This window comes from Microbacterium sp. OVT16B (assembly GCF_019969705.1).
Classification (GTDB): Bacteria; Actinomycetota; Actinomycetes; order Actinomycetales; family Microbacteriaceae; genus Microbacterium; species Microbacterium natoriense.
The window spans coordinates 3,636,336-3,652,923 of sequence record NZ_JAHXZA010000001.1; the positions used below are offsets into that span (position 1 = coordinate 3,636,336).

Consider the following 16,588-nt stretch of genomic DNA (forward strand, 5'->3'; position numbering starts at 1 on the left):
TCAGTGCGCGGGAACGGGCATCACCGTGTTGCTCCGGCGCGCCTCCTCAGCGAGCCACACGATCCGGTGCGTGGCGAGGCTCTCGGCCGGTCCGGAGAGCAGCAGCGACCTGTCCCCCGTGCGCACGGCCGCGAGGAAGGCCTGGACCAGCGCGTCGTCGGCGCCGCCGTGGCCGTCGGCCGCGCTCGCCGCCCCGCGGGATTCGGGCACGACCTCGTACTTCTCGTCGCGCACGAAGTCGTGCACGAGCAGCGACCTGCCGTCGCCCTCGATGCTCCCCGACGTGCCGAAGAGGCGCGTCTTGCGGAAGTCCAGTTCGGTGAACGCGGTCACGGTGAAGGATGCCGTCACCCCGCCGCTGTACTCGATGTTCACGACCTGATGGTCGACGACGTCGTTCTGGCCGTCGAACACGCATCGTCCGTACGGGCCGCCGCGGAGCGCGCGCTCCACCCCCTCAGGGGTGACGTCGGTCGTCAGCACCGCGAGCGGCCAGCGCTCGAACGTCTCGTCACCGAGGAAGCCGCGGTAGATCGTCGTCGCGGAGTACGCGCAGGAGTTCTGCAGCGGGCAGTCGAGGCACCGCGCCGTGGCGTCGGCCGGCTTGTTCTCCGGCCGGAAGTGCAGGAGGCTCCCGAACGACGACACGCGCTCGGCCGGGAGACCGACGATGTACGAGAGCCAGTCGATGTCGTGGCTGCTCTTGGTGAGCAGCATCGGCCCCGACTCCTCCTCGCGGGCCCAGTTGCCCCGCACGTACGAGTGCGCGAAGTGCCACCAGCCGATCGGCTCGAGGTGCTCGACCGACACCAGCCGGCCGATCGCGCCGTCGTCGAGCAGCCGCTTGAGGGTGTGCGAGTAGTCCGAGTACCGCATGACGTGGCACACCGCGAGCATCACCCCTGCGGCATCCGCGGCGGCGACGATGCGGCTCGACTCCTCCTCCGTGGGGGCGATCGGCTTCTCCAGGAGGAGGTGGTACCCGGCTCCGGCGAGGCCGATCGCGGGCTCGGCGTGCAGGCGGTCCGGCGTGGAGACGACCACGGCATCCGCGATCCTCTCCTCCCGCGCGGCGAGGTCCTGCCAGGTGCCGAAGCACTCGATCGGCTGATCGGCGAACTCGGCGAGGAACACCCGCAGCCTCTCCGCATCCGGCTCCACCACGGCGGTGATCGTCGCCCCGTCCGCGACGGCTCGGCGCGCGTATCCGGTCCCGCGCGATCCGGCTCCGACGATCGCGAGACGGAGGGGGGCGTGGGCGGTCATTTGAGGGCTCCTTGCACGAGGCCGGCGACGAACTTTCGCTGGAAGATGAAGTAGAGGACGACGATCGGCGCGATCACGATGATCGTCCCGGCCGCGAGCAGCGGGATGTTCTCCCCGTACTGCTGCACGAACGTGCCCAGCCCGGACGGGGCCGTGCGGCGCGAGGGATCGCGGATGAGGATGAGCGCGAGGAGGAACTGGTTCCACGCCCACATGAACGTCAGCAGCGCGTACGTGATGATGGCGGGCTTGGCGCCGGGGATCAGGATCTGCACCAGGGTGCGGAACCGACCGGCGCCGTCCAGCTGGGCGGCCTCGATGATCTCGGCGGGCACGGATTCGAAGTGCGTCCGCATCCAGAAGATCCCGAACGGCATGAACGCTCCGACCAGGGGGAGGATGACCGCCCAGTACGTGTCGATCAGGCCGGTCGACCTCATCGAGAAGTACAGCGGCACGACGATCGCCTCGTACGGGAGCGTGAGCCCCGCGATGAAGAAGGCGAACAGCACGCCCTTCGCCGGCATCCTCATCGTGCCCATCGCGTAGCCGGCGAGCGTCGCGCACACCACCGAGATCGGGACGACCACGACCGCGATGATCGCGCTCGATGCGAGGAGGGATCCGAAGCCGGCCATGCTCCACGCCGTGGCGAAGTTGCCCCACTGCGGATCGCTGGGCCAGGTGAGTCGGGGGACGAGCGTGTCGGCCGGCTGGAGAGCCGCGGACACCAGCGCGAGGAACGGGATGACGACGCTGAGCACGGCGACGAGCAGGAACACCGCCGACAGCACGCGGGAGGCGGGAGATCTCATGCGCTGCGCCTTCCCACTCGGCCGATCACGGCGACGAAGACGAGGATGATCGCGCTCAGCACCGTCGCGAGGGCGCAGGCGAGCCCGACCTCGTTCGAGGTGAAGACGAGCTTGTAGATCAGCACGCCGGGGACGATCGTCTGATCGCCGGGGCCGCCGCCGGTGGTGACGTAGACGATGTCGAAGCTCGCGAGGGCGGAGATCAGCGTCACCGTGACGGCCACGACGATCTCTGCGCGCACCCCTGGCACCGTGACGTGCCAGAACTGGCGGATCGGTCCGCAGCGGTCGAGTCGCGCCGCCTCGTAGAGCGAGGGGTCGATCTTCTGGATGCCGGCGAGCAGGAGCATCATGCACAGTCCGGTCGTGACCCAGGTGCCGATGATGCCGACGGCGGGGTACGCCCAGGTGAAGTCGCCGAGCCACGCCCTCGCGACATCGCCGAGGCCGATGGCGGTCAGGAACTGGTTGATCGGCCCGTCTGCCGCGTAGAGATAGCGCCAGACGACGCCGACGGCCACCAGCGGGAGGATCTGCGGCAGGAAGAGCACGGTGCGGACGAACCCGGAGCCGCGCCTCGGACGAGCGGCGATGACCGCCGCGATGACGAGACCGAGCACGAGGGGGAACGCGGTGTAGAACACGATGAATCCGAGGCCGTTGCGCAGGGCGACGAGGAGCCTGTCGTCCGTGAACACGCGGAGGTAGTTCTCGATGCCGGCCCAGGTGGCGGCCCCGATCCCGTCCCAGTTCCAGAAGGAGAGCCAGATGCTCTGCACCCAGGGGGCGATCGTGAACGTGCCGTAGAAGACGAACGCCGGGAGCAGGTACAGGAGCGAGCTCCACCCTCGGCGGGGCCGACGGGAGGGGCCGGCCGCGAGACCGGACCCCTCCCGCCGGGGAGACAGCGACGTGGTCATGGATCAGCCGGCGTGGGCGGCGGCCCAGTCGTCCTGGACCGAGGTGAGGAAGTCGTCGACCGAGGTCTGTCCGGCGATGAGCTTCTGCGTGCCGGCCTTGAGCGTGTCGTTCATGGTCGCCGTCGCGTTGTTGTTGAACGCCACGAGCCCGTTCGCCTCCGCGACCCGCGCCCAGGCCGCGACGATGTCGCCCTGCAGGGTTCCCTCGTCCGCCACCGCGACCGTCGGGTCATCGGGCATGAAGCCCTGCGCGAACTGCTGGGCGCTCGCCTCGGGAGACCGCAGGAAGTCCAGGAACGCCGCCGCCTCGTTCGGGTGCGCGCTCTTCGTGGAGATCGCGTAGGCGACCGAGGTGCCGATCCCCGTCACGTTCTTGCCGGGGAACGGGAGGAAGCCGGCATCCGCTCCCAGCCCCTCGGCGATCTTGCCGGCGTCCCAGATCCCGTCGACGAGGAACAGGCCCTTGCCCGCGATGAAGTTGTCGACGGCGCCCTGGAGGTCGGTGCCGTTCACCGTCGTCGGATCGCCGAGGTAGCCGGCCTTCTGCCAGGAGACGAGGGTGTCGACCGCGGTGCGGTTGGCGTCGGTGTCGAACGTCTCGCCCTTGTGGCCGAAGGCCCAGGCGTTGGCGTCGTCGGCGCCGCCCTCGCCCTGGCCGAGCAGCTGCACCACGAATGCCGCGTGCCCCTCCGCGTTGCCGAGCTGGACGGGGAGGATGCCGGAGCCCTGGGCCGCGGCGAGCGCGCTCTCGAAGTCGCCCAGGGTGGTGGGTGCGGTGATCCCGAGCTGCGCGGCCAGGGCCTTGTTGTAGTACGTGCCGACGAGCGAGAAGCCGGCAGGGGCCGCGTAGAGGTCTCCGCCTTCGCCGAGGGTGGAGCCGTCGTCGGCGACGCGCCACTGGTTGAGCTGGTTGGTGGGGAAGAAGTCGTTCCACCCGTAGAGGTCGGCGTAGTCGTCGAGGGGCAGGACGAGCTTGTTCTTGACGGTGTTCGCGACCGCGTTCAGCAGGACGATGTCGGGGGACTTGTCGCCTGCCAGGTTGAGGTTCACGCTCTGGTTGTAGTCGTCGTAGTTGGTCTGGGAGTACTCGATCGTGATGTTCGGGTGCTCCTTCTCGAAGGCGGCGATCGTGGCCTCGGTGGCCGCGCCGGACTCCGGCGTCGACATGAGCGTGAGGGTGATGTCGTCGTCGGTGAGCGTGGTGCTGGCGTCGACGGCGGCGCCGCCGCCGTTCGTCGCCGGTCCTGGCGCGCAGGCGGTGAGGGTGAGGCCGAGGAGGGCGCCGGCGGCGAGAGGCGCGAGCACGAGTCGGGTGCGTCGTTGCATGTGAGTGTCGCTTTCTGGTGAAGAAGGGGGAAAGGGTATTTCGCAACTCTCTGTTGTAATTCACAAGATAGGTCAGCCCCCTCGCACTGTCAAGCCGGGGTTGCCGGAATGTGATAGTCAGGACAGGTGACCACCCAGGCGCTCGGCACCGACCTCGCAGCGATGCGTCGGCTCAACGACCACGCGGTGCTGACCACCCTGTGGGACGCGTCCTCCCCGATGACAGCCAGCCAGCTGGCGACCTCGACCGGCCTGTCGCGCACGACGGTCGAGACCGTGCTGTCCGGGCTCGTCGAATCCGGCCTGGCCGACTCCGAGCAGCTGCGCCCGACGCGCGCCGGCCGCCCGGCGCGCGGGTACCGGTTCGCCGCCGATCAGGGCGTCGCCGTGGGGATCGACGTCGGCCCGCACGGCATCTCCGGCGTGGCCGGCGACCTGCGCGGAACGGTCAGCGCGGCCCACCGCCGCCAGGAGCACGACCTGTCGAGCGGAGAGCACGCGGCGGCCGCGATCATCGCGCTCGTGACCGAGCTGCTCGACGAGTCGACGACGGCATCCCACGAACTCGTCGCGCTCACCGTCGGCATCCCCGGCATCGTGGATGCGGACGGTCGCCCGGTGAAGACCACGGTGGTGCCCGACTGGCTGACCAGCGACATCGGCGCGCAGCTGCGCGCCGCCTTCCCCGGCGCCAGGATCGCCTTCGACAACGACACCAAGCTCGCCGCACTCGCCGAGATCGAGCACGGATCGGTCGGGGCGGATGAGACCGCCGTGCTCCTGCGCATCGGGAACCGGATCTCCGCGGCATCCATCGTCGACGGCCGCGTCGCCCGAGGGGCGCACGGGGCGGCCGGCGAGATCGGAGCGCTCGGCAGGGTCGCGTGGCCGGAGGCGCAGCAGAGGCTCGCCGAGCGCGCCCCCGACGGCCTGGAGCAGCTGTTCACGGCCGCTGCGGCGCCCGGCACGGAGGGCGCGGATGCCGTCACCGGGTTCGCCGCCGACATCGCCGACGGCCTGGGCGCCCTGGTCCTCGCGATCGATCCGCACGTCGTCGTCGTCAGCAGCAGCATCCCCGGCGCCTCCGCGAGACTCGCGGCGGCACTGGGCTCCGAGCTCGCCGGACGATCGCTCTTCCTCCCCGACGTGCGCACCTCCGCCCTCGGCGCGATCGCGCCGTCGGTCGGAGCGCTGGCCGTCAGCGCGGCGAGCGTGAAGGAACAGCTCTTCGCCCGCGAGTATTGACAATTACGCAAGAGTTCGGGTTAATTACCTCGCAGGACGGTGCGCTCCGCACCGCGTCCACGCACTGATCACCGACGATCACCGAGGAGAACCCCATGTTCCATCGAAAGACATCCCGCGGCGCCGCCGCCGCAGCCGCGTTCGCCGTCGCGGTCACCGCCTTCACGCTCGCCTCCCCCGCCGCCTTCGCGGCCGACACCCCGCCGAATCCCGTCGACAAGCCGGGCTACACCCTCGACTTCAGCGAGGAGTTCACCGGTACGACGCTCGACACCTCGAAGTGGCTGCCGAACTACCTCCCGCACTGGGTGCCCGCCGCCGACATCGCCGACACGGCGGCGCGCTACACGATCTCGAACGGCACGATCAAGCTCCGCGTCGACCAGGACCAGCCGCCGTGGAACCCCGACCAGGACGGCACCGTCGTCTCGTCGGCGATCCAGACCTTCAATCAGAACAACTGGCACAAGTTCAACTCGTCGGCGGTGAACCGCAACAACCTGCCCACGTTCAACGGCTACTCCACGAAGTACGGCTACGTCGAGGTGCGCGCCAAGAACTCGAACGCCGGGGGCGGCGGGCACCAGGCCCTCTGGCTGGTCGGCACGAACACCACCGGCGGCCAGTCCGAGATCGACATGATCGAGACGTTCTTCAGCACCCCGAACAGCTGGCGCATCGCCGCCTACGGCTGGGGTGACCCGAACTTCCTCGGATCGTGGTCGCTCGACACCGTGCCCGTCTCGGGCTCTCCGACCACGGAGTTCCACATCTACGCCATGGACTGGACGCCGACCCAGCTGCGGTTCTACTACGACGGCCAGCTCGTGAAGACGCTCAACGACGCCCCGAACACCGCGATGGGCATCATCATGAACATCTACACCGGTGCGGGCTCCGGCCAGCCCAACAGCGTCTGGCCCAAGCAGTGGGAGGTCGACTACCTGCGCGTCTACAAGGACAACGCCGGATACTCGGAGGCCGTCTCCCCCACCTGGAAGCTCATCAACAACCGGCACAGGGCCGGCGCCGTCAACGTCGAGCCCAACGACGGCATCGTCCGCTTCGGCGAGGTCCCCAGCACCTACTGGAGCGCCCAGTGGGTGCCCGAGACCACGGCATCCGGCACCACCAAGTACCGCAACCGGTGGACCAACCAGTACCTCTACGTGAGCGGCTCGACCGTTCGCCACGGCACCGCGGCGACGGCGGGAACCGCCGCCGAATGGTCGACGCCGTCCGCCGGCAGCGGGTACACACGCATCCAGAACGCCTCCGGCGCCCTGCACGTCGAGAACGGCACGGGCAGCGTCGAGTTCGGGAACGTGCCGACCACGTGGTGGTCGTCGCACTGGCAGCTCAACGCCGCTCCCGCCAACTGACCGACCGAGAGACCCGGGGAGGGCCGCACAGCCCTCCCCGGGAGGAGGAACCCATGCAGAGAACCACCGCGAAGGCCCTCGCCGTCCTCGTCTCGCTCGTGATCGGATCGGTCGCGCTGTCCGGATGCACGGACAGCGGCCCATCGACGGCATCCGAGGGCTCGGCGGCCATACCGAGCGCGAGCCCCACACCGCACTTCGACCCCGACGACACCCTGTGGACGATCGCGTCGACAGGGGAGCACCTGACCCTCGACGACCCCGACGTCCAGGCGCTGCAGCAGGTCGTCGCGCTGCACTCCGGAGCATCCGACAACCGGACCCCGAGCACGGTCGCCGACTCCGTCGCGGCGGAGGAGCGGTTCTTCTCGCCGCTCTTCCTCGACAAGCTGGCGGGCGAGGACTACGCGGATGCCGTCACGGCCATGTACGTCGACAACGACCTGTCGATCGCGCAGACCGGAGTGGCCTGGACCGCCTCGACGATCGACGCCGACCGGCAGCACGCGACCGTCGGATTTGAATCCCTCTTCACGATCGTCAGCGCCTCCGACGGCTTCCTGCACGAGCTCGGCGCCGACGCCGGAGACGAGTTCGCCCAGCCCCGCGAGTACACCCTGACGAAGGTCGAAGGCGCCTGGTTCATCGACGACATCGCGAAGGGCCCGCTGCGCGCCGCCGCCACGACCCCCTGAACGCGCTCGACAGGACGGATGCCGTCACCCGAGTAGCGTTGTGCCATGCGCATCCCCGTCGCGATCAGGGCCGCCAGGCGCTCACCCCTGCTGCAGGTGGTGAAGTCCGCCGCGGCGACCATCGCCGCGTGGCTCATCGCGGGGGCGATCTTCCCGGAGCAGCTGCCCGTGTTCGCGGCGATCGCCGCGCTGCTGGTCGTGCAGCCCAGCGTCAACCAGTCGCTGTCGAAGGCGCTCGAGCGCAGCATCGGCGTGATCGCCGGCGTCGTGATCGCGCTCGCGCTGGGCTGGCTGCTGGGCTCGCCCGCGTGGATCGTGCTGCTCGCGATCGTCGTCGCCAAGCTCGTCGCCTGGGCCTTCCGCGCCTCCCCCGGCACCGGCAACCAGATCGCCATCTCGGCGATGCTCGTGCTGGCTCTCGGCTCGTCGACACCCGCCTACGCGCTGTCGCGCATCGTGGAGACGCTGATCGGCGTCGGCATCGGCATCGTCGTGAACGCCCTCATCGTGCCGCCCGTGCTCACCGGACCCGCACGGCGCGACCTCGGGCTCCTCGGCCGTGAGCTCGCCGCCTGCCTCGACCGTCTGGCCGCAGCCCTGCCCGCACCGCAGTCACCCGCCCGCCTGCAGGAGCTCATGCTCGAGGTGCGGCTGCTGCGGCCGATGAAGGATGCCGCCGAGGCCTCGATCGCCGCAGGAGAGGAGTCGCTCACCCTCAATCCGCGGCGCTCGGCCCATCGCGACGAGCTGCGGGAGATGCGCGCGCTGCTGGAGCGGCTGTCGCCGATCGTGACCCAGACCATCGGCATGACCCGCGCCTACTTCGACCACTACGACGACACGATCGGCGAGGAGCCCGCGGTGGCGGCGATCGCCGAGCAGCTGCGGCGCGCCGGCCACGACGTGCGCCTCGCCGTGCAGCTCGCGGAGGTCTCGCCGGAGCCGGAGGCGCTGACCTCGGCGATCCCTGCGCTCACCGCTCCGCTGGTGATCACACCGCCCTCCTCCGGTCACTGGATCCTCATCGGCTCGCTCATGGAGGATCTCCGCCGCATCCACGGCGAGCTCCTCGGCGAGGGCTGAGCGCGCCGTGTCGCGCCGACACGGGTGCGCCGACACGGTCGTGCGCCGACACGGTGATGCCGCGGCATCCTCCGGTCGCGGCATCCTCCGGCCGCGCATCCTCAAATGGCGGCATCCGTGCCGCGACATCCGGTCGCGGCATCCGAAATTCGGACGGATGCGCGGAATTCGGATGATCACGGCGCGTGCGTCCGAGAAAAGCGCCGTCATCCGAAATTCGGACGACCCCGGACGGACACGGACGACCCCGGACGGACACGGACCGCGCCACGACTCGAGATGGATGCGAGGGACGCCGCGGCCCCGAGCCCTACCCTGGAGACATGGAACTCGCTGATGCCCTCGCCGAGCTCGCGGCGCTGGAGGATCCGAAGGTGCGCGCGGCGAACGAGAAGCGCGGCGACGATCACGGCATGAACCTCAGCCGCCTGCGCGCGGTCGCGAAGAAGGCCAAGACCGATCAGCCGCTGGCGCGCGAGCTGTGGGAGACCGGAGAGACCCCGGCCCGGCTGCTCGCGCTGCTGGTCTGCGCCCCGCGGCAGTACTCCGCGGAAGACCTCGACGGGATGCTGCGCGAGCCGCAGCCACCCAAGGTCAACGACTGGTTCGTGAACTACGTGCTCAAGAAGACGCCGCTCTCCGACGACCTGCGAGAGGGGTGGCGGCACGACCCCGCCGACACCGTGTCGGCCGCGGGGTGGTCGCTGACGTCCGTGCGGGTCGTGACGCAGCCCGACGGCCTCGACCTCGGCGCCCTGCTCGACGAGATCGAGCGGGACATGAAGGATGCCGCACCCCGGACGCAGTGGGCGATGAACGAGACGCTGGCGCAGATCGGCATCCACCATCCGCACCTGCGCGAGCGCGCCCTCGCGATCGGGAACGATCTGCAGGTGCTCGCCGACTATCCGACTGCGCCGGGGTGCACGTCTCCGTTCGCCCCGATCTGGATCGCCGAGATGGTCCGCCGGCAGGGCTGACCCTAGGCGATCGCCGCCTGCGAGCTCAGCACACGTCCGCTCACGGCGTGGGCGCTGAGAAGAAGAACTCCCAGAGGACGAGGGCGATCCCGCAGCACAGCAGCCCCAAGGCGATCATCCCCCATCGCCGCAGCCGACGATGGGAGACCGCGGCACGACGCGCACTCTCGATCCGATCCGCATGAAGAGAATGAACGCCGAAGGTGCGGACGGCAGCGGGCGCCATCCAGGTGAGCATCATGAGCGCGTCGCCCGGACGCCTCAATTCGGTGAACGTCTCCGATATCCTCTCGGCCGCCTCGAGGGTCGCAGGGTGGTCCTGTCCGAACGTCGACTCGGCTGCTTCCACTGCGCGGGCGTACTCGCGAATGGCGGAGTCCCGCTCGCCGAGCGTGCGGAGCCGGTCACCGGCGACGATCTGCTGACGTATGAACTCGCTCTGTTCGCTCGCGTCCGGCACTCTCGACCGCCTCCCCCATCCGTGTCACCACCGTGTCCAGCATCTGCGAGAACCCGAGTCGCCCAGCCGCCCTGCTCACGAGAACAGCGCCGCGGTGGCCCACACCGCCCCGAGGCTCAGCAGGTTTCGCGACCACCGCTGACTCTAGGCGATCGCCGCCTGCTCCCGCGTGCTCTCCACCCGTCCGCGGATGAAGATCAGCAGCACCAGTCCGACGATGATCACGACGATGTTGCCGAGACCGGCGATGCCGGCGAGCGCACCCTCGGCGGGGTGGGCGGACTGCAGGAAGATGCTCGGATCGGTGGTGGCGTGCAACAGGATCGGCACGATGATCGTTCCGGTCACACGCATCGCGAGGTACATGCAGATCCCGAACGCGAAGGTGTAGCCGAGCTGGACCAGCGTCGGGAGAAGCGCCTGACCGGACAGCAGGTTGCCGGCGTGCAGTCCGGCGAAGACCGCGGCGGAGACGACGGCGACGACGATCTCCCGGTAGCCGGCCTTGCGGAGCAGATTCACGACGAGTCCACGGGTGAGCACCTCCTCGGCGAAACCGATCAGCAGCCCCGCCAGCAGCCAGGCCGGCACGACTCCCGCCTCGGTGTCGGCGTAGTCGATCGTGACGAAGCGCAGGATGTTGAACAGCAGCACGGCCGCGACGGCGATCCACATCCAGCCGCTGCCGCGGATCGGCTGCGATCCGAAGATCTCGCCGAACCAGCCGACCGACCAGATGAACGCGATCAGCAGCAGCGCACCGACCGTCACGGGCAGGACGTAGAAGACGACCACGGCCGCGGCGCTCTGCGGGTCGGTGATCCCCTCGGCCAGCGGTCCGAAGAGGAGCGACAGCCCCTCGTACAGCACGAAGTAGACGGCCGCGAGCACGAGCGCCCTCCACCAGCCGCCGCGCTCCCAGAATCCGCGCCACCCCGATGCCGCCGCGTGCTCCGCCATGTCGCCTCCCTCTCGCCGCGAGAATCGCGATCCCCTTCACGCTATAGGAACCGGAATATCAGTTCCAGGCACCCCGCGCGGCGACCCCTCACTACGCTGACCCCATGAGCACGCACATCGCCGCAGAGCCCGGCCAGATCGCCCCCATCTTCCTGTTCCCCGGAGATCCGCTGCGGGCGAAGTGGATCGCCGAGACCTTCCTCGACGACGCGCAGCTGTACTCCGAGACGCGCGGGATGCTGGGCTTCACCGGCACCTGGGAGGGGCATCGCGTCTCGGTGCAGGGGTCGGGCATGGGCCAGCCCTCGATGGCGATCTACGCGAACGAGCTGTTCGACTCCTACGGGGTGCAGACGGTCGTCAGGGTCGGGTCGTGCGGCGCGCTGACCGAGAAGCTGAAGGTGCGCGACATCATCATCGCGAACGGGGCGTGCACCGACTCCGGCATCAACCGGGTGCGCTTCCACGGACTCGACTACGCCCCCGTCGCCGACTTCTCTCTGCTGCGCGCCGCCGTCGAGGCGAGCGAGTCCGAGCCGCCGGAGTCGAACGTGCACGTCGGGCTGCTGCTCTCGAGCGACCAGTTCTACAGCACCCGCCCCGAGCTCACCGAGCCGTTCGTGCAGCACGGCGTGCTGGGCGTCGAGATGGAGACGAACGGTCTCTACACGCTCGCGGCGTACTACGGTCGGCGAGCGCTGAGCATCTGCACCGTCTCCGACCACATCGTCACGGGCGAGGAGACCACCGCCCTCGAGCGCGAGCAGACCTTCGGAGACATGATCCGCATCGCACTGCGGGCCGCGACCGCCTGAGGTCGCGGACCTCCTCTCGCGCGGGCTTCTCCCTCTCGCGGGCTTCTCCCTCACGTGCCTCCCCCGCGCGCGGACCTTCCCCTTCACGTGCCTCCTGCCCTCACGTTCGGGAGGAGAACTCACGCATCGGCTGAGGATCCGCCCGCATTCCTCAGCCCGAGGGTGCTTTCTCCTCCCGAACGCGCGAGCGACACACGCGACGACGTGACCCGAACGCGCGAGCGGCATACGCCCCGGGGGCCCCTGACGCGCGAGCAGCGCACGCGCCGACGAGACCCCGGACGCGAGGAAGGCCGCCGCGACGGATCGCGACGGCCCTCCTCAACTTCGGTCAGTCGATCTCGACGGCCTCAGCGGTCGCGCGGCGGCGACGCATCAGCACGAGCGCCGCACCAAGGAGGAGCAGCAGACCGGCTGCTCCGCCGAGCACCCACGGCACCGCACCACCCGTGACCGCGAGGCCAGGGGCCACGATCGGAGCAGGAGGCGCGAAGCCCGCGTCGAGCGTCGGCAGGTCGACCTCGCCCGGCAGCGCCGAGTTCGATCCCGTCGCCGGAGTGGTGAAGGTCACCCGACCGGTCTTGGGGTCGGCATCCGAGTCCTTGTCGTCACCGCCGGCGTTCGCCGAGGTGAGCGGGTAGGTCGTTCCGCCGATGACCACGGAGGTCGGGAACTCGATCGAGTACTGCGCCGACGGCTTCAGATCGGTGAACACATAGAACCCGGTCTCGTCGGTCGTGGTCGTCGCAACGAGGACGCCGTCCTTGTCGTAGAGCTTCACCTCGACGCCCGCGACGGGCTTCTCGGTCGGGTCCTGCACGCCGTCGCGGTCAGCGTCGATCCAGACGTAGTCGCCGACCGAGACCTTCACGGGCGCGTAGCCCGCATCGATCGTCGGGTCGTCGGCCTCGCCGGGCTCCGCCGAGTTCTGCCCGTCGGCCGGCGTGGTCACGGGTGCGCGACCCGTCGTCACGGCCGGGTTCGAGTCCGCTCCGTCGCTCTCGCCCGCACCGGGCGCGGTGAGGTGGTGCTCGACGCCGTCGACGGTGACCGAGAGCGGGAACTCCACGATGAAGTCCGTCGAGTTCGGCAGGTCGGTGAAGACGTAGTAGCCGTTCGCGTCGGTCGTGGTGGTCGCGATGACCGTCTCACCGTCGGGCGAGAGCAGCTTCACCTCCACACCGGCGACGGGGGACTCGCCCTCGTCCTGGATGCCGTCTCCGTCGGCGTCGAGCCACACGTAGTCGCCGATCGAGACCAGCACCGGCACGTAGCCCGCGTCGATCGTCGGGTCGTCGGCCTCGCCGGGCTCACCCGAGTTGCCGCCGCCGAGGGGCGTCGTCACCGGGGCGCGGCCCGTGTCGACGGCCGGGTTGGAGTCGGTCGCCGATCCGCCCTGCGCCGGCGCGGTGAGCACGTAGCGCACGCCGTCGACCGTCACGGTCGTCGGGAACTCCACGACGTAGTCGACGCCCGGCGCCAGGTCGGTGAAGGCGTAGTAGCCGTTCTCGTCGGTCGTCGTGGTCGCGATGACCGTGGCGCCGTCGGGCGACAGCAGCCGCACGGTCGCGCCGGGAACCGGCTTCTCTCCCTCGTCCTGCTGGCCGTCGCGGTCGGCGTCGAGCCACACGTAGTCGCCGATCGAGACCGGCGGGGCGATGAAGCCCGCATCGATCGTCGGGTCGTCGGCCTCGCCGGGCTCCGCCGAGTTCGCTCCGGACGCCGGCGTCGTGATCGAGACGCGGCCCGTCTCCGGGTCGGCATCCGAATCCGCGGCGTCGTCATCGCCCGCGTCGCGCTCGGTGAGCGGGTAGGTGATGCCGCCCACGGTCACCGTCGTCGGGAACTCGATGATGTAGTCGGTCGAACCCGGCAGGTCGGTGAAGACGTAGTAGCCGTTCGCGTCGGTCGTGGTGGTCGCGATGACCGTCTGGCCGTCGGCCGACAGCAGCTTCACCTCGACCCCTGCGACGGGCGTCTCACCGGCATCCTGCACACCGTCCTTGTCGGCGTCGATCCACACGTAGTCGCCCACCGAGACGATCGGCACGTAGCCCGCGTCGATCGTCGGGTCGTCGGCGTCACCAGGAGTGCCCAGGTTGTCGCCCGACGCGGGGGTGCGCACCGGCGCGGCGCCCGTGTCGACGGCCGGGTTCGAGTCGGATGCCGAGGCGCCCCTGCTCGGCGCCGTGAGACGGTACACGTCGCCGTCGACCGTGACCGTCGTCGGGAAGACGACCGTGTAGTCGCTCGATGCACGCAGATCCGTGAAGGAGTAGTAGCCGTCGGCATCCGTCGTCGTGGTCGCGATCACCGCTCCCGTCGAGTCCTTCAGCTGCACGGTGATGCCGGCCACCGGAGGCTCTCCTGCGTCCTGCTGCCCGTCGTTGTCTCGGTCGATCCAGACGTAGTCACCGATCGACACCGGCGTCGGGACGAAGCCGAAGTCGAAGGAGTGGTCGTTGCGTCCGGCCGCGGGCGAGGTGACGTTCGCGACGACGGTCGGAGCGCCGCCGACGTCGACGGTCACGCCGTTGCTGTCGATGCCGCGGTTCGACCCCGCGGCTGCGCCCGTCGGCGTGGTGCCGGCGAGCGGGCCGCCCGCGGCGAAGTCCGCCGGGCGGTCGAGACGGATCTGGTAGTTCGTCGCCGGCAGCAGACCGTCGTCGGTGTCGAACCAGTACTCGCCGTTCGCGTCGGTCACGGTGGTCGCGATCAGCGTGCCGGCCGTGTCGTAGAGCGACACCTGCACACCGGCGACCGGCGGCTCGTCGGCATCCTGGATGCCGTCCTCGTCGGTGTCCAGCCAGATGCGGTTGCCGATCTGCTGGGTCGCCGCGAGCACGAGCGCCTCCATGTCAGCGAGGCCCTGCGCCTTCTGGAAGTCGTCGGTGACGAGCACGTTCGCGGAGCCGGTGCTGCCTGCCGCCTGGTTGCCCGTGGCGGGGTTGAAGGCACGCAGGCCGTTCGAGAACAGCCCGGTGGCATCCATCTGGTTGATGACGAGTCGGTCGGTGCCCGGCACGTGGACCATGCCGCCGAACGCGGCCTCGTTGTGGAAACCGCCGAAGTCGTCGAAGTCGCCGCCCCGGGGCTGGCTGCCCCGGCAATCGAAGTCGAGCGTGGAACCGGAGGCGCACACCCCGACGATGTCGCCGGCGGTGACGTAGTTCGAGTAGGCGCCGAGACCGTTGGTGCGGGTGCCGTAGTAGAGCAGCGAGCTGTACTGGTCACCACCGCGGTCGCGGAAGGCGAGGATCATGTCACCGGCGGCGGTGAACTCGATGTCGGAGAGCATCGGCTGCGGCACCGAGAACTGCCCCGCGAGTCCGTTGGCCGCCGGGTTGATGGGCGTCGAGGCGGCGCCGGCATTGATGCACGCCTGCGCGACGCCGTCGCTCCACGGCAGCCAGTCCACGAAGCGGCACGAGGCGTCGACGGCGAGGTTGCCCGAGACGACGCCGCTGTGGCCGGGGGCCGTCGTCGGGTCGCCGGAGTAGACCACGCCGGTGGGGCTGAGGATGCCGGAGGCCGAGATGTCGTACTCGATCACGCTCGCCTGCATGGTCACGCCGCACACGGCGCCGACGTAGATCTTGCCGGCGTTCTCGCCGATCGCCATCGGCGCCCAGTCCTGATCCGCCGCACAGGCGACGGCCGGGATCGGGAGCGTCTGCACCGGAGCAGGGTTCGGAGCCGTCTGCACCGGGTACACGACGACCGAATCGGTGTGCATGTTCACCGCGAGGAGGTACTTGCTGTCCTCCGTGACCTCCACGTCGCCGAGGCTCTCACGGCCCACCGCGGTGCGGAAGTCGAAGTCCTGGGTCTGGTGACCAGCGCCGTTGACGCTGGTCATGTCGTGCGACGTGGTGCCGGCGTCTGCGACCGTGGCGTAGACCTCGGTGGCTCCCGACCACGGGTCCACCCGGTAGATCGCACCGGGGCCGCCCGCACCGTAGACCGAGCCGCGCTTGGCGTAGGCGCCGGCGTAGAGCTTCTGCGCCTTCTGGTCGAGGCCGATGCCGTACACCGACCCCGTCGTGACCCGCGAGGTGACGCCGGTCGGGGCGCTATTCAGGCGGTAGGGGACCTGGTAGATCTCGCGGCCCTCACCCGCGCCCGGCCAGATGCTGTCGGGCTGGATGGCGGAGAAGATCGTGGCGTTGGAGGGGCCCAGCGTGCTCACGTCGACGTAGCCGACGCTGAGCGCGGCATCCGCACCGCCCGACACGTCGACGAACGACGTCGCCGGGGCGAACTGCGGCTCGGCGTGCCCGTCGAGGATGCGCGCCTCGGTGTAGGTGCCGGTGTTCGGGTTGGTCACCTCGATGCGGTACTTGCCGCCCACGAGCGTGTTGCCCGCGTCCGCTCCGCCGAGCACGACCTGACCGGCCGCGTTCGTGGAGCGCGTGAACGTGTGGTTCTGCGGATCGGTGAACCGCACCGTCACCCCGTTGAGCGCGGCGTCGGCGGCGTCTCGCGTGCTGTTCGCGTTGACGTCGTTCACCACGGTGAGCGTGATCGTCCCGTCTCCGGCCGCGGCGACCGCCGGCGGCGCGACGACGATGGACAGTGCGGCCGCGGTCGTCAGCGCAGCCACTCCAGCGAGTGTCTTCTTCACGTGTTTCTCTCCCCCGC

General features: G+C 69.8%; 13 protein-coding genes. 6 read left to right on the plus strand and 7 right to left on the minus strand.

Translation table 11 applies throughout. The features are described 5' to 3' along the window. From LC438_RS17075 to LC438_RS17090, 4 genes are read right to left on the minus strand one after another with little or no spacing between them, the layout of a single operon-like run. Positions 1–1,266: a Gfo/Idh/MocA family protein gene (locus LC438_RS17075; RefSeq protein WP_105673157.1), complete on the minus strand. Its 1,266-nt coding sequence runs from the start codon at positions 1,264–1,266 to the stop codon at positions 1–3. Then, the gene (locus LC438_RS17080) at positions 1,263–2,081 is read right to left on the minus strand and encodes a carbohydrate ABC transporter permease (protein ID WP_105673156.1); all 819 of its coding nucleotides are present in this window, start codon (positions 2,079–2,081) and stop codon (positions 1,263–1,265) included. The genes LC438_RS17075 and LC438_RS17080 overlap by 4 nt, the downstream gene beginning before the upstream one ends. Then, positions 2,078–3,001 (minus strand): carbohydrate ABC transporter permease, encoded by a 924-nt coding sequence (locus LC438_RS17085; RefSeq protein ID WP_223587282.1) that lies wholly within the window; start codon positions 2,999–3,001, stop codon positions 2,078–2,080. The genes LC438_RS17080 and LC438_RS17085 overlap by 4 nt, the downstream gene beginning before the upstream one ends. 3 nt (positions 3,002–3,004) lie before the next feature. Then, entirely contained in the window at positions 3,005–4,327 is a 1,323-nt protein-coding gene (locus tag LC438_RS17090) for an ABC transporter substrate-binding protein (protein ID WP_223587283.1), read from the minus strand. Between the two features lie 126 nt (positions 4,328–4,453). Here LC438_RS17090 and LC438_RS17095 point away from each other — a divergent pair, with 126 nt between their 5' ends. The 5 genes from LC438_RS17095 (at position 4,454) to LC438_RS17115 (ending at position 9,712) form a co-directional block, all read left to right on the plus strand. Then, positions 4,454–5,572: an ROK family transcriptional regulator gene (locus tag LC438_RS17095; protein ID WP_223587284.1), complete on the plus strand. Its 1,119-nt coding sequence runs from the start codon at positions 4,454–4,456 to the stop codon at positions 5,570–5,572. A gap of 95 nt (positions 5,573–5,667) precedes the next feature. Beyond that, positions 5,668–6,954: a glycoside hydrolase family 16 protein gene (locus tag LC438_RS17100; RefSeq protein WP_105673152.1), complete on the plus strand. Its 1,287-nt coding sequence runs from the start codon at positions 5,668–5,670 to the stop codon at positions 6,952–6,954. Positions 6,955–7,007: 53 nt separating this feature from the next. Further along, positions 7,008–7,649 (plus strand): hypothetical protein, encoded by a 642-nt coding sequence (locus LC438_RS17105; protein WP_223587285.1) that lies wholly within the window; start codon positions 7,008–7,010, stop codon positions 7,647–7,649. A 45-nt stretch (positions 7,650–7,694) separates the two neighbouring features. Further along, positions 7,695–8,732 carry an aromatic acid exporter family protein gene (locus LC438_RS17110; protein WP_223587286.1) on the plus strand — a complete coding sequence of 346 codons (1,038 nt, stop codon included), beginning with the start codon at positions 7,695–7,697 and terminating at the stop codon, positions 8,730–8,732. 323 nt (positions 8,733–9,055) lie between these two features. Next, entirely contained in the window at positions 9,056–9,712 is a 657-nt protein-coding gene (locus LC438_RS17115; RefSeq protein WP_223587287.1) for a DNA alkylation repair protein, read from the plus strand. Positions 9,713–9,752: 40 nt separating this feature from the next. On the opposite strand, the gene LC438_RS17120 is transcribed toward LC438_RS17115, so the two are convergent. Together LC438_RS17120 and LC438_RS17125 are read right to left on the minus strand one after the other, a co-directional pair. Then, positions 9,753–10,172 carry a tetratricopeptide repeat protein gene (locus LC438_RS17120; protein WP_223587288.1) on the minus strand — a complete coding sequence of 140 codons (420 nt, stop codon included), beginning with the start codon at positions 10,170–10,172 and terminating at the stop codon, positions 9,753–9,755. A 144-nt stretch (positions 10,173–10,316) separates the two neighbouring features. Continuing rightward, positions 10,317–11,132, minus strand: a complete 816-nt coding sequence (locus tag LC438_RS17125; RefSeq protein WP_223587289.1) for a type II CAAX prenyl endopeptidase Rce1 family protein — start codon at positions 11,130–11,132, stop codon at positions 10,317–10,319. A gap of 104 nt (positions 11,133–11,236) precedes the next feature. Here LC438_RS17125 and deoD point away from each other — a divergent pair, with 104 nt between their 5' ends. Then, complete coding sequence (gene deoD / locus LC438_RS17130; RefSeq protein ID WP_223587290.1) at positions 11,237–11,947, plus strand: purine-nucleoside phosphorylase; 711 nt, start codon at positions 11,237–11,239, stop codon at positions 11,945–11,947. 331 nt (positions 11,948–12,278) lie between these two features. Here deoD and LC438_RS18820 read toward each other — a convergent pair whose 3' ends face one another. After that, on the minus strand, positions 12,279–16,571 hold the full coding sequence (locus LC438_RS18820; protein ID WP_223587291.1) for an SdrD B-like domain-containing protein: 4,293 nt from the start codon (positions 16,569–16,571) through the stop codon (positions 12,279–12,281). Between the last annotated feature and the right edge of the window lie 17 nt (positions 16,572–16,588).